11 protein-coding genes are annotated in these 16,032 nt (G+C 75.9%); 5 read left to right on the forward strand and 6 right to left on the reverse strand.

Going from position 1 to position 16,032, the window contains the following annotated elements; all coding sequences use genetic code 11:
• Positions 1 to 6: 6 nt before the first annotated feature.
• Positions 7 to 2,982, reverse strand: coding sequence for an ATP-binding protein (locus tag ACFWI8_RS11335; RefSeq protein ID WP_387088675.1), 2,976 nt, complete (start codon positions 2,980 to 2,982; stop codon positions 7 to 9).
• Between the two features lie 111 nt (positions 2,983 to 3,093).
• On the opposite strand from ACFWI8_RS11335, the gene ACFWI8_RS11340 reads away from it, so the two are divergent.
• Both ACFWI8_RS11340 and ACFWI8_RS11345 read left to right on the forward strand, forming a co-directional pair.
• The gene (locus tag ACFWI8_RS11340; RefSeq protein WP_387088677.1) at positions 3,094 to 5,691 is read left to right on the forward strand and encodes an ABC transporter permease; all 2,598 of its coding nucleotides are present in this window, start codon (positions 3,094 to 3,096) and stop codon (positions 5,689 to 5,691) included.
• Entirely contained in the window at positions 5,678 to 6,430 is a 753-nt protein-coding gene (locus ACFWI8_RS11345; protein ID WP_387088680.1) for an ABC transporter ATP-binding protein, read from the forward strand. The genes ACFWI8_RS11340 and ACFWI8_RS11345 overlap by 14 nt, the downstream gene beginning before the upstream one ends.
• A gap of 38 nt (positions 6,431 to 6,468) precedes the next feature.
• On the opposite strand, the gene ACFWI8_RS11350 is transcribed toward ACFWI8_RS11345, so the two are convergent.
• Positions 6,469 to 8,589 carry a SpoIIE family protein phosphatase gene (locus tag ACFWI8_RS11350; RefSeq protein ID WP_387088683.1) on the reverse strand — a complete coding sequence of 707 codons (2,121 nt, stop codon included), beginning with the start codon at positions 8,587 to 8,589 and terminating at the stop codon, positions 6,469 to 6,471.
• Between the two features lie 119 nt (positions 8,590 to 8,708).
• Here ACFWI8_RS11350 and ACFWI8_RS11355 point away from each other — a divergent pair, with 119 nt between their 5' ends.
• Positions 8,709 to 9,863: a dienelactone hydrolase family protein gene (locus ACFWI8_RS11355; protein ID WP_387088685.1), complete on the forward strand. Its 1,155-nt coding sequence runs from the start codon at positions 8,709 to 8,711 to the stop codon at positions 9,861 to 9,863.
• 19 nt (positions 9,864 to 9,882) lie between these two features.
• Here the strand turns inward: ACFWI8_RS11355 and ACFWI8_RS11360 are convergent, their stop codons facing one another.
• The 3 genes from ACFWI8_RS11360 to ACFWI8_RS11370 form a co-directional block, all read right to left on the reverse strand.
• Complete coding sequence (locus tag ACFWI8_RS11360; protein WP_387088688.1) at positions 9,883 to 10,830, reverse strand: cytochrome c oxidase assembly protein; 948 nt, start codon at positions 10,828 to 10,830, stop codon at positions 9,883 to 9,885.
• Positions 10,831 to 10,911: 81 nt separating this feature from the next.
• Positions 10,912 to 11,640 (reverse strand): type 1 glutamine amidotransferase, encoded by a 729-nt coding sequence (locus ACFWI8_RS11365; RefSeq protein ID WP_387088691.1) that lies wholly within the window; start codon positions 11,638 to 11,640, stop codon positions 10,912 to 10,914.
• Positions 11,641 to 11,691: 51 nt separating this feature from the next.
• Positions 11,692 to 12,930: a MurT ligase domain-containing protein gene (locus ACFWI8_RS11370; RefSeq protein WP_387088694.1), complete on the reverse strand. Its 1,239-nt coding sequence runs from the start codon at positions 12,928 to 12,930 to the stop codon at positions 11,692 to 11,694.
• A gap of 212 nt (positions 12,931 to 13,142) precedes the next feature.
• On the opposite strand from ACFWI8_RS11370, the gene ACFWI8_RS11375 reads away from it, so the two are divergent.
• A complete protein-coding gene (locus tag ACFWI8_RS11375; RefSeq protein ID WP_311601898.1) occupies positions 13,143 to 13,337 on the forward strand; it encodes a hypothetical protein in 195 nt (64 codons plus the stop codon).
• Between the two features lie 29 nt (positions 13,338 to 13,366).
• Entirely contained in the window at positions 13,367 to 14,794 is a 1,428-nt protein-coding gene (locus ACFWI8_RS11380) for a hypothetical protein (protein WP_387088697.1), read from the forward strand.
• A 12-nt stretch (positions 14,795 to 14,806) separates the two neighbouring features.
• Here the strand turns inward: ACFWI8_RS11380 and ACFWI8_RS11385 are convergent, their stop codons facing one another.
• Positions 14,807 to 16,015, reverse strand: a complete 1,209-nt coding sequence (locus ACFWI8_RS11385) for an ROK family protein (protein WP_387088700.1) — start codon at positions 16,013 to 16,015, stop codon at positions 14,807 to 14,809.
• Positions 16,016 to 16,032 lie beyond the last annotated feature (17 nt).

Consider the following 16,032-nt stretch of genomic DNA (forward strand, 5'->3'; position numbering starts at 1 on the left):
GCACGGTCAGAGCGGCGCCGTGTCGTCGGCGACCGTCAGGTGGACGGGGCACTCGGTCATGCGCGGGGGCGGTGCCTCCCGCAGCGCCCGGGCCAGGTCGTGGGCGGCGGCCGGCTGGTCCGGCAGGGCGGCCAGGCCGCGCAGCGGGAGGACGCGGGCGTGCGCACGGCCCGACCTCTCTGCGGTTCTGAGGGCCCGTTCCCACCGCACCCGGGCGACCACCGGTTCGCCGCGTTCGGCGGCCACCGCGCCGAGCAGCGCCAGCTCGTGCGCGACGCACTCCGGTCGGTTGTCGGCCTCGTAGTGCTCGATCGCGGTGCGGTGCAGCCGCTCCGCGAGGTCGTGGTCGCGGTGCGCCCGGCGCGCCAGCAGGGCGCGGACCGTGGCCGTCTTGCCGAGGAGGAAGTGCTCGCCGCTGGCGCGGGCGTAGCCCGCCAGTTCGTCGGCGAGCGCCGCCGCGTCGGCCCAGCGGGCGTCCCCGACGGCGGCGCAGGCCAGGACGGCCGTGGCGTAGGACGCCTCGTGGTCCGCGCCGAGCCCGGCGAGTTCGCGGCGCGCCCGCTGCCAGCGGCGCACGGCGGCGGCCCGCTCCCCAAGACGTTCGTGGGCCATGCCGGCGACGAGGTCGGCGGTCGCCGTCGAGTGCGGGTCGATGTCGGCCAGCAGTTCGCCGGCCAGGGTGGCGGAGTCGAGCGCGGCTCGGGGGCTGCCCTCGGCGACCTGGAGCTCGCCGTGGAACAGGTGCCAGATCCCGGTCTCCCAGCGGTGCCGCCGCTCGTCCAGGGCGGTGGCGGTGCGGTCCGCCGTCTCGCGGGCCTCGGCGAGCCGGTCCTGCCGGACGTGCGCGGTCAGCGCCAGCGCGCCGACCAGGGTGGTCGCCGCCGGATCGGTCCGCTCGACGGCGGCGGTCACCGCGCGCCGCAACAGGTCGACGTCGTCCGCGGCGTGCAGGTTGACGCCGAGCCAGCCGCACCAGGCCAGCGCCTCCGGGTACCACGGGGCGTCGGGGTCGGCGGCGGCGAGCGCGTCGGTCAGGCGCCGGTGGCCCTCGGCGCGGCGGCCGGACAGCAGCCAGTAGAGCGAGAGCCGGGTGGTGATCCGGCCGGCCAGGCGTCGTTGCCCCGGGTCGCCGTCCGCGAGGCGGTCGAGGCAGGCCGACACCTCGGCGAACACCGAGCGCAGCGTCGCGAACGCGGCGCGGCTGGTGGGACCGCGCATCAGGTCGGCGGTGTGGTCGGCGAGTTCGGCGACCCACCGGGCGTGCCGGAGGTGGACGGCCGGCTCCTCGTCGTGGCCGGCCAGTTCGGCGCGGGCGAAGTGGCGCACCGGGAGCAGCATCCGGTAGCGGGCCGTGGCCGGGTCGAACAGCAGCAGGGACGTCTCGGCCAGCCGGGCCAGCGCCGCTGCCGTGTCGGGGAGTGCCGTCACGGCCTCTGCGGCCTCGGTCGGGAAGGGGGCGGTGAAGACCGAGACGGCGCGGAGCACGGCCCGCTCGGGGTCGGTCAGCCGGCGGTAGCCGAGCTCGATGGCGGCGCGCAGCGTTCCGGGGACGGCGCCGTGCGCGCGCAGCCGCCGGGCGATCTCCGGGAGCGGGGAGGTGGTGGCCTTGGGCGCCACCAGCTCGATGCCGAGGGGGATGCGGTCCACGGCGGCACACACGGCGTCGACATCGGGGGTCGCGGCGGCGCTGGCCGCCGACGGGGAGAGCCGGCCGAGGCGGTCGTGGAAGAGCCGGACGGCGTCGGCCGCGGTCATCGGCGACAGCTCGAAGCGGGCCTCCCCGGGGGCGCCGAGCGGCTCCCGGCTGGTCGCGAGCACCCGCAGCCCAGGGCAGGCCGCCAGCAGGCGCGCCGTCAGGTCGGCGGCCTCGGCGTGCAGGTGTTCGCAGTTGTCGAGCAGCAGCAGGGGGCGGGAGCCGCGGCCGAGGGCCGGGCGCAGTCGCTCGAACAGTAGGTGGGGCGGCGCGGCGCCGGGGTCGATCCCCAGCGCCTCGGCGACCGTCCAGGGCAGCTCCTCCGGGGGGCAGGGCACCAGGTCGACCCGGAACACGGTGGCGCCCCGGTGTTGTTCGGCGTCGGCGGCGGCGTGCGCGAGCGCGGTCTTGCCGACGCCCGGTGGGCCGGTCACGGTGGTCAGCCGGGCGGCCGCCAGGCCGGCCGTCAGTCGAGCCAGCTCGGTGCGGCGGCCGAGGAAGGCCGTGGAGGAGCGGGGGGTCGGCCGGGCGCGGCGGGCGGAGTCGCCCAGCACGGCCCGTTGGGCGGCGCGGAGTTCGGGGCCTGGCTCGATGCCCAGGCGGTCGAGCAGCGCGGCGCGGACCTCCCGGTAGGTCGCCAGCGCCTCGGCCTGCCGCCCCGAGGCGCGCAGGGCGTGGACGAGCAGGGCGTGCAGCCGCTCCCGGTCGGGGTGGCGGCGGGCCGCCGTCCGGAGCGCCCCGGCCAGTGCGGCGGCGCGTTCCGGCCCGGGGCCGGCGGCGAGTTCGGCGGCGGCGCCGTCCTCGAGCGCGGCCAGCCGCAGCTCCGCGAGCCGGGACCGCTCGGCGGTGACGAAGGGCAGGTCGGGGAGGCCGGCCAGCGGGCTGCCCGGCCAGCGGTCCAGCGCGCCGCGCAGCGCCGCCGCGCGTGCGGCGGGGTCGTCGAGCGTTCTGGCGCGCGCCAGTTCGTCCTCGAAGCCGGCGACGTCGAACGAGTGGCCGGACAGGTCGATGCGGTATCCGGCGGGACCGGTGAGCAGCGGTCCCGGCGGAGTGGCGCGGAGCGCCCGGCGGAGCTTGGCGACGGCCGTGTGCAGGGCGGCGGCCGGGTCCTTGGCGGTGGCGTCGGCCCACAGCTCGTCGAGGATGCGCCCGGCGCTGACCGCGAACGGGGCGTGCAGCAGTAACAGGGCGAGCAGGGCCCGCACGCGCACACCGGGGACCGGGAGCGCACGGCCGGACCCGTCCCGGACCGCGACGTCGCCCAGCAGTTGGAATTCCATGCCGGTCATGGCACCACACGGGGCGAGCGCCTTCCGCGCCGGGCGTGGACAGGGTTCGGACAGGCCGGTGCGCCAGGCTGCCGGCGTCCCACTCGCACGATCATCCGAAAGGCCCGTACCGTGCTGCGGTTTGCCCTGAGTACCCTGCGCACCCGCCGGTCCCTGTTCGTGGGGTCGCTCGCGGCGGTGGCGCTCGCCCTGCTGCTCCTCGCCGCGGCCGGGGTGCTGCTCGAGTCGGCGCTGCGCGACCACGACGAGGCGGACCGTTTCGCCGCGGCGCCCGTCGTCGTCGCGGGCAACCCGGAGCTGGGTCTCGACGGGCGGGACCACCCGCCCGGCCTCGGCGATCCCGAGGCGGCCGCGGTGCCGCGGCCGCTGGTACCCGCCGACCTGGTCGAGCGGATCGGCGCCCTCGACGGGGTGGCCGCCGCGGTCCCGGACCTCGCCTTCCACGCCCAGCCGATCGGGTCCGACGGGCGGCCCGCGGGCCCGGCGCGTGGCGCCCGCTCGCTGGGGCACGCGTGGTCGAGCGCCGAGGTCACCCCGTTCACGCTGAGCGAGGGTGAGGCGCCACGGGGAGCGCGCGACGTCGTCCTGGACGCCGCGACGGCCCGGCGGGGCGGGCTGCGCCCCGGAGACGAGGTCACCGTGCTCACCGGGGCGGAGGGCCGTGGCGCGTACCGGGTCAGCGGCGTCGCCTCCGCCGAGCGGGGGCTGACCGAGGAGCAGGGCGCCCTCTTCTTCTCGGACGCCACGGCGCGGCGGCTCGCCCCGCCCGGCGACCTGGTCAACGCCGTCGCGGTGTTCCCGGCGCCGGGCACCGACCCGGCGCGGCTCGCCGACCGGATCCGGGAGGCCGTCGACGCGGGTCCGCGGATCGAGGTGCTCACCGACAGCCGGGCCACCGAGGTCTCGGAGGGCGACCTGCGGCTGCTCGACACCATCGTGTTCGTCGTCAGCATGGGCTCGCTGGCCGTGTTCGTGGCCCTGTTCGTGATGGCGAGCGGCTTCGCGTTCGCCACCGCCCAGCGGCACCGCGAGTTCGCGCTGCTGCGCGTCGTGGGCGCCACCCCGGGCCAGATCCGCCGGATGCTCGCCTGGGAGACGCTGCTCGTCGCCGTGTTCGGCGGTGCCCTCGCGGTCCCGGCGGGTGCCGCGCTGGCCGAGCCGCTCGCCCGCGGACTCGTCAGGATCGGCGTCGCTCCCGAGGGGCTGGACGTCGTGGTGGGTCCCTGGCCGCTGGTGGGCGCGGCCGGCTGCGGGGTGCTCGTCACCCAGCTGGCGGCGCTGGCCGCCGCGCACCGGGCCGCGCGGGTGCGCCCGGCCGAGGCGCTCGCCGAGGCGGCGGCGCCCGCCCGGCTGCTCCCCGTCTCCCGGGCCCTCGTCGGCCTGGCGTTCCTGGCCTTCACCGCGCTCTTCGTCCTGTTCGGGGTGACGCTCGGCGGGCTGGCCGGCTCGGGGCTCGCCTTCGGCGGCGTGCTGACCCTGCTCGTCGCCACCGCGCTCCTCGCGCCCGTGCTGACCCGCCCGCTGATCCCGCCGCTCGGTCTCGTGATCCGGCTCCTGGCCCGGCGGACCGGCCGCCTCGCGCTGGCCAACAGCGTCACCGGGGTCCGCCGGGTCGCCGCCGCCACGGTGCCGATCGTGCTGATGACCGGCTTCACGGTGGCCGCCCTGTTCATGCAGACCACGCAGCAGTCCGTGGCCGCGGAGTGGGCCGGCGAGCGGCTGGTCGCCTCGCACGTCCTCCTGCCGGAGGACGCCGTGGGCCTGCCGCCCGCCCTGGCCGGCGAGGCCGCCCGGCTCCCCGGGGTCGCGACCGCCTCCGCCACCACCACGGCCTGGCTGCGCGCCGCCGTCCACAACGACGAGGCGGAGAGCGTGCCGATCCCGGCGCTCGGGGTGGACGAGCGGGTGGGCGAGGTGCTCGACCTCCGGGTGCGCGAGGGAGAGCTGCGTGGCGTGGCCGCCGGTGACGCCGTGGCGGTCAGCGACGAGCAGGCCGGCGAGTACGGCTGGCGGGTCGGCGACACGATGCGGCTCCGGTTCCCGGACGGCACCGAGCGGGAGCTGGCGATCGGTGCCCGCTACGACCACTCGCTGGGCTTCGCCGACCTGCTGGTGCCCGCCGCCCTGGTGCTCGACCACTCCCCCGACCCGCTGCTCGACGCCGTCTACCTGGTGGCGGCGCCCGACGCGGACACCGAACGACTGCGGGCCGGGCTCGACGAGTTGACCCGGCGCTGGCCCACCGCCACCGTGGCCGACCGGGCCGCGGTGGAGCGGGCCGGCGCCGAGGACGCCGTGACCGAGACCTGGCCGGCCTACCTCTTCGGCGTGCTCACCGCCGCCTTCACCGCGCTGGCCCTGGCGAACACGCAGGTGATGGCGACCCTGGCCCGCTCCGAGGAGTTCGCCACCCTCCGGCTCGCCGGCGCCACCCGTCGCGACGTGCTCGCGCTGACCGCGTGGGAGAGCGCCCTCGTCGGCGCCTGCGGGCTGCTCCTGGGCGGCGCGGTGGCCACGGTCGCGCTCGCCGGCTCCAGCCTGGCGCTCACCGGCGCCGTCCGCGTCGCGGGGCCGCCCGGCTACGCGCTCGCCGTGGCCCTCGGCGCCTTCGCCCTGACCCTGGCCTCCGCGCTGCTGCCGGCCTGGCGCACGCAGCTCGGCACCACCCGTACCCGCCGAAAGGACACCGCGCACGATGCCACCGTCTGACCTCACCGACCGGCCGGCCGCCGCGAAACTCGTGAACGTGACGAGACGCTACGGCCGGGGTGACGGCACCGTCCACGCCCTGCGCGGGGTCTCCCTCACCCTGCCGGTCGGCTCCTTCACGGCCGTGATGGGCCCTTCGGGCTCCGGCAAGAGCACCTTCCTGCGGTGCGCCTCGGGTCTCGACCGCCCGAGCTCGGGAACGGTCCATCTCGGCGACACGGAGCTCACGGCGCTGCGCGAACGGCGGCTGACGCTGCTGCGCCGCGAACGGATCGGCTTCGTCTTCCAGTCCTTCAACCTGGTGCCCTCGCTGACCGCGCGGGAGAACATCCTGCTGCCGCTCCGGCTGGCCGGCCGCCGCCCCGACCGCGCCTGGCTGCGTGACATCGTCGAACGCACCGGCCTCACCGACCGCCTCCGCCACCGCCCCGCCGAGCTCTCCGGCGGCCAGCGGCAACGCGTCGCCCTGGCCCGGGCCCTCGTCACCCGGCCCGACGTGGTGTTCGCCGACGAGCCGACGGGCGCCCTCGACCTGGCCGCCCGTCAGGCGGTGCTCGGCCTGCTGCGGGAGGTCGTCGACGCCATGGGGCAGACGGTGGTCATGGTCACCCACGACCCCGTCGCCGCGGCCCACGCCGACCGGGTGCTGTTCCTGGCCGACGGGGCGGTCGTGGACGTCATGGACGCCGCCTCGGCCGAGCGGATCGCCGACCGCGTGCACCGGTTGGAACCACGGTGAGACCGAGCCCCGGGAGGGTGGTGCCTGGGTGGTCCGGTTCAGTGGGGCGGCAGGCCGGCCCTGATGAGGAGCAGGGCGATGTCGTCGCCGCGCGGCGCGGACCGCTCGGCGTGGCTGACGAGGCGGTCGGCCAGGGACTCCATGGTGCGGTCCCCGTCCTGGGAGAGCTGGCCGGCCAGGTCGAGCGTGGCGTCGTCGAGGTCGACGCCGGGGGCCTCGACCAGGCCGTCGGTGAACAGGGCGAGCACGGTGCCGGGCGCGAGCGGGAGTTCGACGGTCGGGTACTCGGCGTGGGCGTCGATGCCGAGCAGGAGTCCCGGCGGCAGGTCGAGGGTCTCGGTACGGCCGTCGGGGTGGCGCAGCAGGGGCGGGAGGTGGCCCGCGGTGGCCAGTTGGACGTGGTTCCGGCGGAGGTCGAGCTGGGCGTAGAGACAGCTGGTGAACAGGCCGGCGTCGAGGTCGGTGAGCAGCCGGTTGGTGCGGGCGAGCACCTCGCCGGGAGGCGCCCCCGCGGTGGCGTGCACGGCGGTGCGGACCTGTCCCATGATGGCGGCGGCGTCCACGTCGTGGCCCTGCACGTCGCCGATGGTCGCGGCCACGGCCCCGTCCAGCGGGATCAGGTCGTAGAAGTCGCCGCCGATGCCCATGCCGCGGAGGGCGGGGAGGTAGCGGGCGGCGGCGTCGAGACCGGGTACGTGGGGCAGGGTGGGGGGCAGCAACGCCGACTGCAGGCGCAGGGCGAGCCGGTTCCTGGCGTCGTAGAGGCGGGCGCGGTCCAGTGCCTGGGCGACGAGGCCCGCCGCGGAGGAGAGGACGGCGCGTTCCTGCGGGGGGAACACGCGCGGGCTGTCGTAGGCCAGCACGAGCGAGCCGATGACGTGGTCGGAGGCGATCAGGGGCAGGAAGGCCCAGGCCGCCTTGTCGTCGTGGTGGACCGCCTCGCGGTAGTCGCGCTTGAGCTCGGCGAAGGTCGAGTAGAAGTGGGGGACCCCGCTGGTGAGGGTGCGGACGGCGGGGGTCCCGGAGCTGAGCGGGACGTTGTCGAAGCGGGCCATGAGCTCGGCGGGGTATCCGTGGTAGCCGGTGATCCGCAGCCTGCCCTCCTCCACGGTCATCAGGACGACGGCCTGGGCCCCGAAGGCCGACATGATCTGGTCGTCGGCCTGGTCGACGACGTCCTGCACGTCGACCGCCTCGGTCAGGGAGGCCGCCAGGTGCATCAGGTTGTAGAGGGCGGTGGCCTCGCTCGTCCCGGCGGGCGGCGTGGGCCGCCGGCGCCACTCGGCCCGGACGGCCGGGTCGGGAACGGCCGGGGTGACGCGGACGGTGATGCCCGAGGGGTCGGGGTGGAACCCGAAGGAGAGCCAGGTGTCCGGTGGGCGCAGCAGCGTGACCCGGGTGGGTTGACCGCTGATCAGCGCGGCCCGGTAGCGCTCCTCGAAGGCGGGGTCGTCCAACCACGGCAGGGCCTCCCAGGGCAGCGTGCCGAGCAGGCGCTGGGCGCTGCGGCCGAGGAGTTCGGCGGCCACCCCGCTGATGTAGGTGAACCGGCCGTCCAGGTCGAGCGCGCAGGCGCCGCCCGGCAGCCGCTCGATGAGTTCCACCGCGGCGGTGGCCTCGGCGGGGCCGGGGACGGCGCCCGTCGTGCGGGGCCTGGCCACCAGCCGGGGCCGCGGCGCCGGCGCGAAGGGGCGGCCGAGGGCGGCGGACTGTCGCAGGAGCTCCGCGAGATGGTGGCAGCAGTCGAGCACGGCGCCGCGTTCCCGGGCGGTCAGGCGGGGCGGGTGGGAGCCGGGCCACAGCAGCACGAGGCCGCCCCAGAGCGTCGGGCCTTCGGCGACCGGCGCCGCGGCCAGGGCGAAGTCGTAGGGCAGCACCAGGGCCGGGCGCGGGTAGCGGCGGGCCATCTCCTCCCGGTTCCCCAGCCACACCAGGCGGCGCTCCCGGACGGCGTCCGCCACCGGGATGGGGGCGGTCAGCGGTACCCGGACCCAGGGGGCCGCGATCCGCGGGGAGACTCCGGACAGCACCGCGAGCCGCAGCGCGGTGCCGTCGGGCGGCAGCACGTACACCAGCACGACCGAGGCGCCGGTCTCCCGCGCCCCGCGGGAGACGGCGGCGTCGAGTAGTCCTGATCCCGCCTCCCCATATTCGCCCATAACTGGATAATACGGCCGACCGTGATCACGACGGCCCACCGAACGTCTGGCGGTTCCCCCGGTGGCTCCGGTTAGGTGGGCACGTCGCCGGCGCGGCGGGAAGGCGGGGAGAGGCTCGGGTGAACAGGCGGTACACGCATCTCGGGGCGTACAGCGACTGGGCGGAACGGGCTCGGCTGGCGGACGGGCTGTTTCCCGCCGCGCCCCCCGGGCCGGCCACCCGGGACTCGGTGCGGCGGGTGCTCGACGGCGGGCGGAGCGAGCCGCCGCGCGAGGTGCGGGTGGAGCGGTCCTGGCGGGCGGACGGGCTGCGCGGCGAGGTGGTCTCCTGGTCGGTGGGGTACGGGCCGCGCACCGAGGCGTTCGTGCTGCGTCCCGACACGGTCGGGCCGTTGCCCGGGGTGGTCGCGATGCACGAGCACGCGGGCGTGAAGTACCACGGCAGGGAGAAGATCGCGGACGGTCCCGCGGGGCCACCCCGGGAGCTGGCGGCCCTGCGCGACACCTACTACGGCGGTCGCGCCTGGGCCAACGCGCTGGCCCGGCGCGGGTTCGTGGTGCTGGTGCACGACGTGTTCATGTGGGGCAGCCGCAGGTTCGAACTGGACCTGGAGTCGGACGAGGCACGACGCGAGGTCGCCGCGTGGTCGGCCTCGGCGGACGTGGCGTGGCGGGAGCCGAGCCTGCCGGAGCGGTACGACGTCGTGGCCAGGGACCACGAGCACACGGTCGCGAAGTACTGCACGCTCCTCGGCACCAGCGTGGCCGGCACCGTCCTCCGCGAGGACGGCGCGGCGCTGCGCTACCTGACGTCGCGCCCGGACGTCGACGCCGGGCGCGTCGGCTGCGTGGGGTTCTCCGGGGGCGGGGCTCGGGCGGTGCTGCTGCGGGCGGTCCACGACGAGGTCGCCGCCACCGTGGTGGTGGGCATGATGAGCGGCTTCGCCGAGATGTTGGACCGGCATGTCGCGCCGCACAGTTGGATGCTCTTCCCGCCCGGCCTCGGGCGGGTGGCCGACTGGCCGGAGGTCGCGGCCTGTCGGGCCCCGGACCCGCTGCAGGTCCAGTACCTGCGCGGGGACGCGCTGTTCTCGGCCGAGGGCATGCGGACGGCGCACCGCAGGCTGCGGGAGCTGTACGAGCGGTCCGGGCACCCGGAGGGCTACGCGTTCCGCTTCGCCGACGGGCCACACCGCTTCGACGTGCCGGCACAGGAGGCCGCGTTCGACTTCCTGGGGCGGACGCTGGGCGGCGCGTCGGGAGGCCAGGGGTGAGCTGGACCGCGACGCGCGGTCAGGCGCGGGAGCGGAGCGAGGCCAGGTAGGCGTTGTACGCCTCGAGCTCGCGGTCGCCGTCGCGGTCGGCGGTGCGGTCCTGACGGCGGGCCCGGCGCTCCTCCGACAGGTACCACTGGATGACCAGGGCGACGAGCACCACGACGGTCGGGATCTCGCTGAAGGCCCAGGCCATGCCGCCGGCGCCCGACTGGTCGGCGACCGCCTCGACGCCCAGCGACGCCGGCGGGTCGGCGAAGGTGTCCACCATGGGCTCGGAGGCCATCATCAGCGCGATGCCGAAGAAGGCGTGGAACGGCATGGTGGCGAAGAGCTCCAGCATCCGCATCAGGTGGCTCGGCCGGTGCGGCCCGGGGTCGACGCCCATGATGGGCCAGAAGAAGACCAGGCCGACGGCGAGGAAGTGCAGCATCATCGCCAGGTGTCCGACGCGCGAGCCCATCAGGAAGTCGAACAGCGGCGTGAAGTAGAGGCCGTAGAGGCTGGCGACGAAGAGCGTGATGGTGAACAGCGGGCTGGTCACCACGCTCACGTAGCGGCTGTGCAGGAGCCGGACCAGGATCTCGCGGGGGCCGCGGCGGCCACGGCCCGCCGTGGGCAGGGCGCGCAGCAACAGCGTGACGGGGGCACCGAGCAGCAGCAGGATCGGGGAGACCATGCTGATGACCATGTGCTGGAGCATGTGGGCGCTGAACAGCACCATGCCGTAGTCGTTGAGCCCGGTGCAGGTGACGGCGGCGATGGAGACGACGCCGAGGGCGAAGGAGACGGTGCGGCCGTGCGACCAGCGGTCACCCCGGCGCGCGAGCCGCAGCACGCCCCAGCCGTAGAGGGCCAGGGCGGCCAGGCAGCCGATGAGGAAGACCGGGTCGCCGCCGAGTTCCAGCGCTCGTGAGAGCGTGAACGGCGGCAGGTCCATGCCCGATCCGTGGCCGTCGTGTTCCATCTCCGGTGTACTCCCGCTCGCAGCGCCCCCGCGGAACAACGATAGGGAACGCCCTGGCCGGGGCGACGGCCAGGGTGTCCGTCAGGCCGCCTGGGTGGCGGCGGCGATACGCTCCGCGCGCAGCGCCTCATACCAGCGGTCGTCGACCGGGGGCAGGGCGCGGACGTCCAGGGTGAGCCGCAGCAGCAGGTCGGCGATCCCGGGGTTGCGGGCGAGAACCGGGCCGTGCATGTAGGTGCCGAACACCGTGTCGCGCCAGGCGCCCTCGGTGCCGTCCCCCGTGCCGTTGCCCTTGCCGACACGGACGCGGGCGAAGGGGCGGACGCCGGGGCCGAGGTGCGTGATGCCCTGGTGGTTCTCGAAGCCGGTGAGCTGGGGCAGGCCGAGCCCGTCGTCGAGGTCGGCGAGGACGTCCCCGACGCAGCGCTCGCCCTCGCCGCGGGTGCTGACCACGTCGAGGAGGCCGAGACCCGGCTCACGCTGGCCGAGGTCGTTGATGAACTCGTGGCCGAGGATCTGGTAGCCGGCGCAGACGGAGAAGATGATGGCGCCGTTCTCCGCGGCGCGGTGCAGGCCGCCGTCCCGGCGCAGCCGCTCGGCGGCGAGGCGCTGAGGGCGGTCCTCGCCGCCGCCGATGAGGTAGATGTCGCCGGAGGTGGGGATCTGCTGATCGGAGCGGACGTCGACGCGCTCCACGGCGAGTCCGCGCTGCCTGGCCCGGCGCTCGACCACCAGGACGTTGCCCTGGTCGCCGTAGGTGCTGAGCAGGTCGGGGTAGACCCAGACCACCCGCAGGGTCGATGAGCTCATGCGTGCCGTTCCTTCTGCCTGGTGAGGTGCCTGTACGGGGTTTCGGGTGGGTCAGTTGCCGACGATCCGGCGCAGGTCCTGGAAGGCCGTGTAGTTGGCGATGGCCTCGACGCGCCCCGGCGGGAGCTGCTGGAGCGCCTCCTGGAAGGTCTCGCAGACCCGGAAGTCGACAGCGGCGACCTCGAGGCGGACGGCGAGGTCCAGGCGCCGGTCGCCGATGACGACGACGGGGTGGCCGGCGAGCCTGGTGTAGTCGACGTCCCACAGCCAGGAGGTGTCGGTGCCGTCCGCGCTGCGGGCGTTGACCGAGAGGACCACCGGGGCGGGCGGCGGGTCGATCAGCGAGAACGTCTCCAGCCAGCCGGCCGGGTTCTTGGCGAGCAGCAGCCGGACGTCACGCCCCTGGAAGGAGACCACGTCGTAGCGGCCGGCGACCGCGGTGACGGCCTGCATGCGCTGCAGGGCCACCTGCGGGGCGACGCCGAAGGTGGCGGCGACGGCGGCGGCGCTGGTGGCGTTGGCCTTGTTGGCCCGGCCCGGCAGCTGGAGCTGGATGGGCCAGGCGGAGCCGTTCGGGTCGAGCACGTGATCCCCGGAGAGGACCCAGGTGGGGGTGGGGCGACCGAAGCCGCACTCGCCGCAGCGCCAGTCGTCGCCGTGGTGCTGGAGCACGCCGCCGCAGGCGGGGCACGACCAGGCGTCGTCCTTCCACTCCTGGCCTGCCGCGACCCAGACGACCTGGCCGGACGACGAGGCGGCCCAGACGACCAGGGGGTCGTCCGCGTTGGCGATCACGGTGGTCTTGAGACCCTGGAGGCCCTCCCGCCAGCGCTCGGCGAGCATCCGGGTCTCGGCCGCGCGGTCCAGCTGGTCGCGCGAGAGGTTCAGCAGGGCGATGGCCTTGGGGGACACGTCCCTGGCGACGCCCGCGAGGTACTTCTCGTCGACCTCGATGACGCCGAACCTGGCGTGGGCGCCGGCTGACAGGGCGGAGGTGATGCCGGCCGGCATGTTGGCGCCCAGCGCGTTGGAGACGACCTCGCCGGCGGCGCGCAGGGCCTCGGCGATGAGCCGGGTCGTGGTGGTCTTGCCGTTGGTCGCCGAGACCAGCACCACGTCGAGATGGCCGGCGAGCCGGCCCAGCAGATCCGGATCCACTCTGAGGGCGACCTTGCCGCCGATCACCGATCCGCTGCCGCGGCCCGCGGCCCGCGACACCGCCGCCGCCGCCTTTCCCGCCGTCACGGCCAGCCTGGCCCGCGGCGACAACGGCTGCGCACTCTCTGCCATCGTCCTTGCTCCTTCTTGCCCTCGACCGAAGGCAAGCCTACCGAGGTCCGTGAGCGGTCCCGCACCGCATCGCCCCTCGTGGTCGGGTCGTTGAGGGTGGCGCGGACGGACATCCGACACTTTCACCCTTATGCGCCTGTCGAGCAATGATCACCCTTTGTGATCCTTAGAGTGCTTACCGTGAAGGCCGCTCGGTCGCGTGTGGAGTGCTCATGATCCTTTCCATCTCGGGTGTCGTCCTGCTGGGAGTCATCGTCTTCCTCTTCTCCCGCAAGGACGGGTTGAAGGTCTCGCACGCGGTGGTGTGCGCGCTGTTCGGCTTCTACCTGTCGGGCACGGCGGTGGCGCCCAGCATCGCGGCGGGCGGCGCCAGCATCGCGAACCTGCTGGGCGGGATCACGCTGTAGTGGGCGGGTCGAGGCGCCCGCTACGGGTGGTGACGCGCGGTCTGCGGCGGCTGGTGACGGCGGCGCGCGAGCGGTGGGCCCGGGTCCCCCGGGAGCGCCGGGTCCCCGTGGGTCTCGTGGTGGTGGCGGGCGCGCTGGTGGTGCCGTTGCTGCCCTACGGCGCCTGGCTGGCGGGTGGCGGGCTGCTGGCGGCGGTCGTGGTGCTCGGGGTGCGGGACGGGGGGCGCGCCGAGGCGGAGCGGGCGGCGGCCGGGGCCCGGCTCACCTTGATCTACGAGGCGTTGGTGCCGTACTTCGGAACCGCGCCCGACCCCTCGGGGCCTGGACTCTACGCGCCCGGCGGGTCGTGGCGGGGATGCTTCCTGGCGTCCGGCTTCGGCGCGGACGGCCGGCTGGAGATGCTGCGGCTGGCGTACCCGGCGTTCTTCCCCGACGGGGATCACGCGGCGCGGGAGCGGGTGGAGGGGGTGCTGGTCGGCAAGGCGGGGCGGGACCGCGAGTACCACTTCCGGTGGGACGAGGAGCGCAACGAGCTGGAGGTGGTGGCGCTGCCCCCGCTGCCGGCGGGGATCGGGGCCCAGCGGTTCGTGGTGGGCGCCGGCGAGACGGTGCTCGGCTTCACGGACGAGGCGGTGGTGGACCGCCGGGTGCCGGTGCGCGGGGGCGCCGAGTACGCGGAGTTGGTGGCGGCGCCGCCGGTGGTGTGGCGGACGGGGCCGCGCGCCGGTGAGCCGCATCTGTTGGTGGCGGGGGCGCCCGGGTCCGGGGTGACGTCCTTGCTGCGTTCCGTGGTGTTGCAGGCGCTCGAGCGCGACGAGGTGCTGCTGGTGGACGGCGGCGGCGAGGCGCAGTTCGGGTGTTTCGCGGGGCGGGTCGGGGTGGCGGGGGTGGAGTCGGGCCCCGGCGGCGGGGGCGACGCGCTCCGGTGGGTGGCGCGGGAGACGGAGCGGCGGCTGTCGGCGGCGGGGCGGGGGCGGTCGGCGGCGGTGGGTGGAGCGCTGTGGGTGGTGGTCGACCGGCCGGCGCTGCTCGGTCATCTGGCGCGGCTGGCTGGCGGTCCCGACCCGTCGGCGCTGTTGGAGGTGCCGTTGCGGTACGGCCGGGCGGTGGGGGTGACGGTGGTGCTCGGGGAGCAGCTCGAGGGTCTCGGCGCGTTGGGTGGCGCGGTGTTCGCGTGCACCCGGGCGCGGGTGGTGTTGGGCGCGGTGGCGGCGGTCCAGGCGGCGGCGGTGCTGGGGGCGCCGCCGTGCGGCTCGCCGGTGGGGTGGGTGCCGCCGGGGCGTGGCTTCGCGCGGTTGGGTGCGGGACCGGTGGTCAGGTTGCAGGTGCCGGTGACGCCGGATCCGTACGACCTGGCGGCGGACGAGCCGTGGCGGCGGGCGGTGTCGGCGCTGTTGCCGCCGATGCGGGTCGGTGGTGGGGGTGGGCGCGAGGTCGGGGCGGGCCGGGAGGCGTGACGGGCGGCCGGCTCACCCGGCCAGGGTGGTGAGTGGGTCGTCGAGCACGGGTTGCCAGGCCAGTTCGGCGGCACCGACGAGGCTGTTGTGGCCCAGGACGCAGGGGGTGATGGGGATGTCGCCCGAGCGGCCCCAGAGGCTGTGGTCGCCGACGACCGAGCCGAGCCGCTCGGGGGCCGCGGCGAGCAGGGCGCCGTGCACTCCGCCGAGGATGATCCGGTCGGGGTTGAGGATGTTGACGAGGGCGGCCAGGCCGCGGCCGAGGCGGTCGATGACGGTGTGGGCAGCGGCTCGGACGGCCGGGTCGTCCGGGTAGCGGGTGGCGATCAGGTCGCGGGCCTGGTCGAGGAGCGACCCCTGCGGGCCCGGCCGGCTGCCGGCGGCCTCGAGCAGGGCCAGCGGGTCGGTCTCGACGTCGAGGCAGCCGCGGCCGCCGCAGTGGCAGGGTCGCCCCTGGGGGTCGACGGTGAGGTGACCGACCTCCAGGGCTAGCCCCGCGCTGCCGGTGTGCAGCCGCCCGTCGACGACGAGCGCCCCGCCGACACCCCGGTGGCCGGTGGCGACGCACAGCAGGTGGCGGGCGCCACGGCCGGCGCCGTGCCGGTGTTCGGCGAGGGCGGCGAGGTTGACGTCGTTGCCGCAGTGGCCGGCGGCGGCGATGCCGGCCTCGGCGAGACAGTCGTTGAAGATGTGGCGGACCGGGGCGCCGGCCGGCCAGTCGAGGTGCAGCGGGTTGAGGGCGGTGCCGTCGGGCTCGGCGACCGCGGAGGGGACGGCGAGGCCGGCGCCCACGCACCGGCGGCCGGTCTCGGCGAGCAGCCGGGCGCCGGCCTCGACGACGTCGCCGATGACCTCGGCGGGGTCGGCGGCCACGGTGACGCAGGCGGGCGCGGTGGCGACGATGCGGCCGCCGAGGCCGACGAGGGCGGCGCGGAAGCCGTCGGCGTGCACCTGTGCGGCAAGGGCGACGGGACCGTCGTCGGCGATGGCCAGCCGGTGGGAGGGGCGGCCCTGGCCGCCGGCCCCGGCGCCGGGGCGGGCGTCGACGGTGATCAGGCCGAGGCTCTGGAGCTCGCTCGCGACGGCGCCGGCGGTCGCGCGGGTCACGCCGAGTTCGGTGGTGAGGACGGCGCGGGTCGGGGCGCGCCCGGTGTGAACGAGCTCGAGTGCCGGGCCGAGCACGTTCCGGCCCCTCTCGAGCCTGGTACGGGGGTGGGTCACGCCCCTATTCTGGCTTT

It is taken from the genome of Streptomyces sp. NPDC127098, from assembly GCF_042722465.1.
GTDB classification, from domain to species: Bacteria; Actinomycetota; Actinomycetes; order Streptomycetales; family Streptomycetaceae; genus Streptomyces; species Streptomyces millisiae.

Excerpts from the sequence above, each read along its gene's own strand:
- ACFWI8_RS11375 (WP_311601898.1), top strand. The coding sequence starts at position 13,143 with ATGATCCTTTCCATCTCGGGTGTCGTCCTGCTGGGAGTCATCGTCTTC.
- ACFWI8_RS11345 (WP_387088680.1), top strand. The coding sequence starts at position 5,678 with ATGCCACCGTCTGACCTCACCGACCGGCCGGCCGCCGCGAAACTCGTG.
- ACFWI8_RS11360 (WP_387088688.1), bottom strand. The coding sequence starts at position 10,830 with ATGGAACACGACGGCCACGGATCGGGCATGGACCTGCCGCCGTTCACG.
- ACFWI8_RS11335 (WP_387088675.1), bottom strand. The coding sequence starts at position 2,982 with ATGACCGGCATGGAATTCCAACTGCTGGGCGACGTCGCGGTCCGGGAC.
- ACFWI8_RS11350 (WP_387088683.1), bottom strand. The coding sequence starts at position 8,589 with ATGGGCGAATATGGGGAGGCGGGATCAGGACTACTCGACGCCGCCGTC.
- ACFWI8_RS11370 (WP_387088694.1), bottom strand. The coding sequence starts at position 12,930 with ATGGCAGAGAGTGCGCAGCCGTTGTCGCCGCGGGCCAGGCTGGCCGTG.
- ACFWI8_RS11365 (WP_387088691.1), bottom strand. The coding sequence starts at position 11,640 with ATGAGCTCATCGACCCTGCGGGTGGTCTGGGTCTACCCCGACCTGCTC.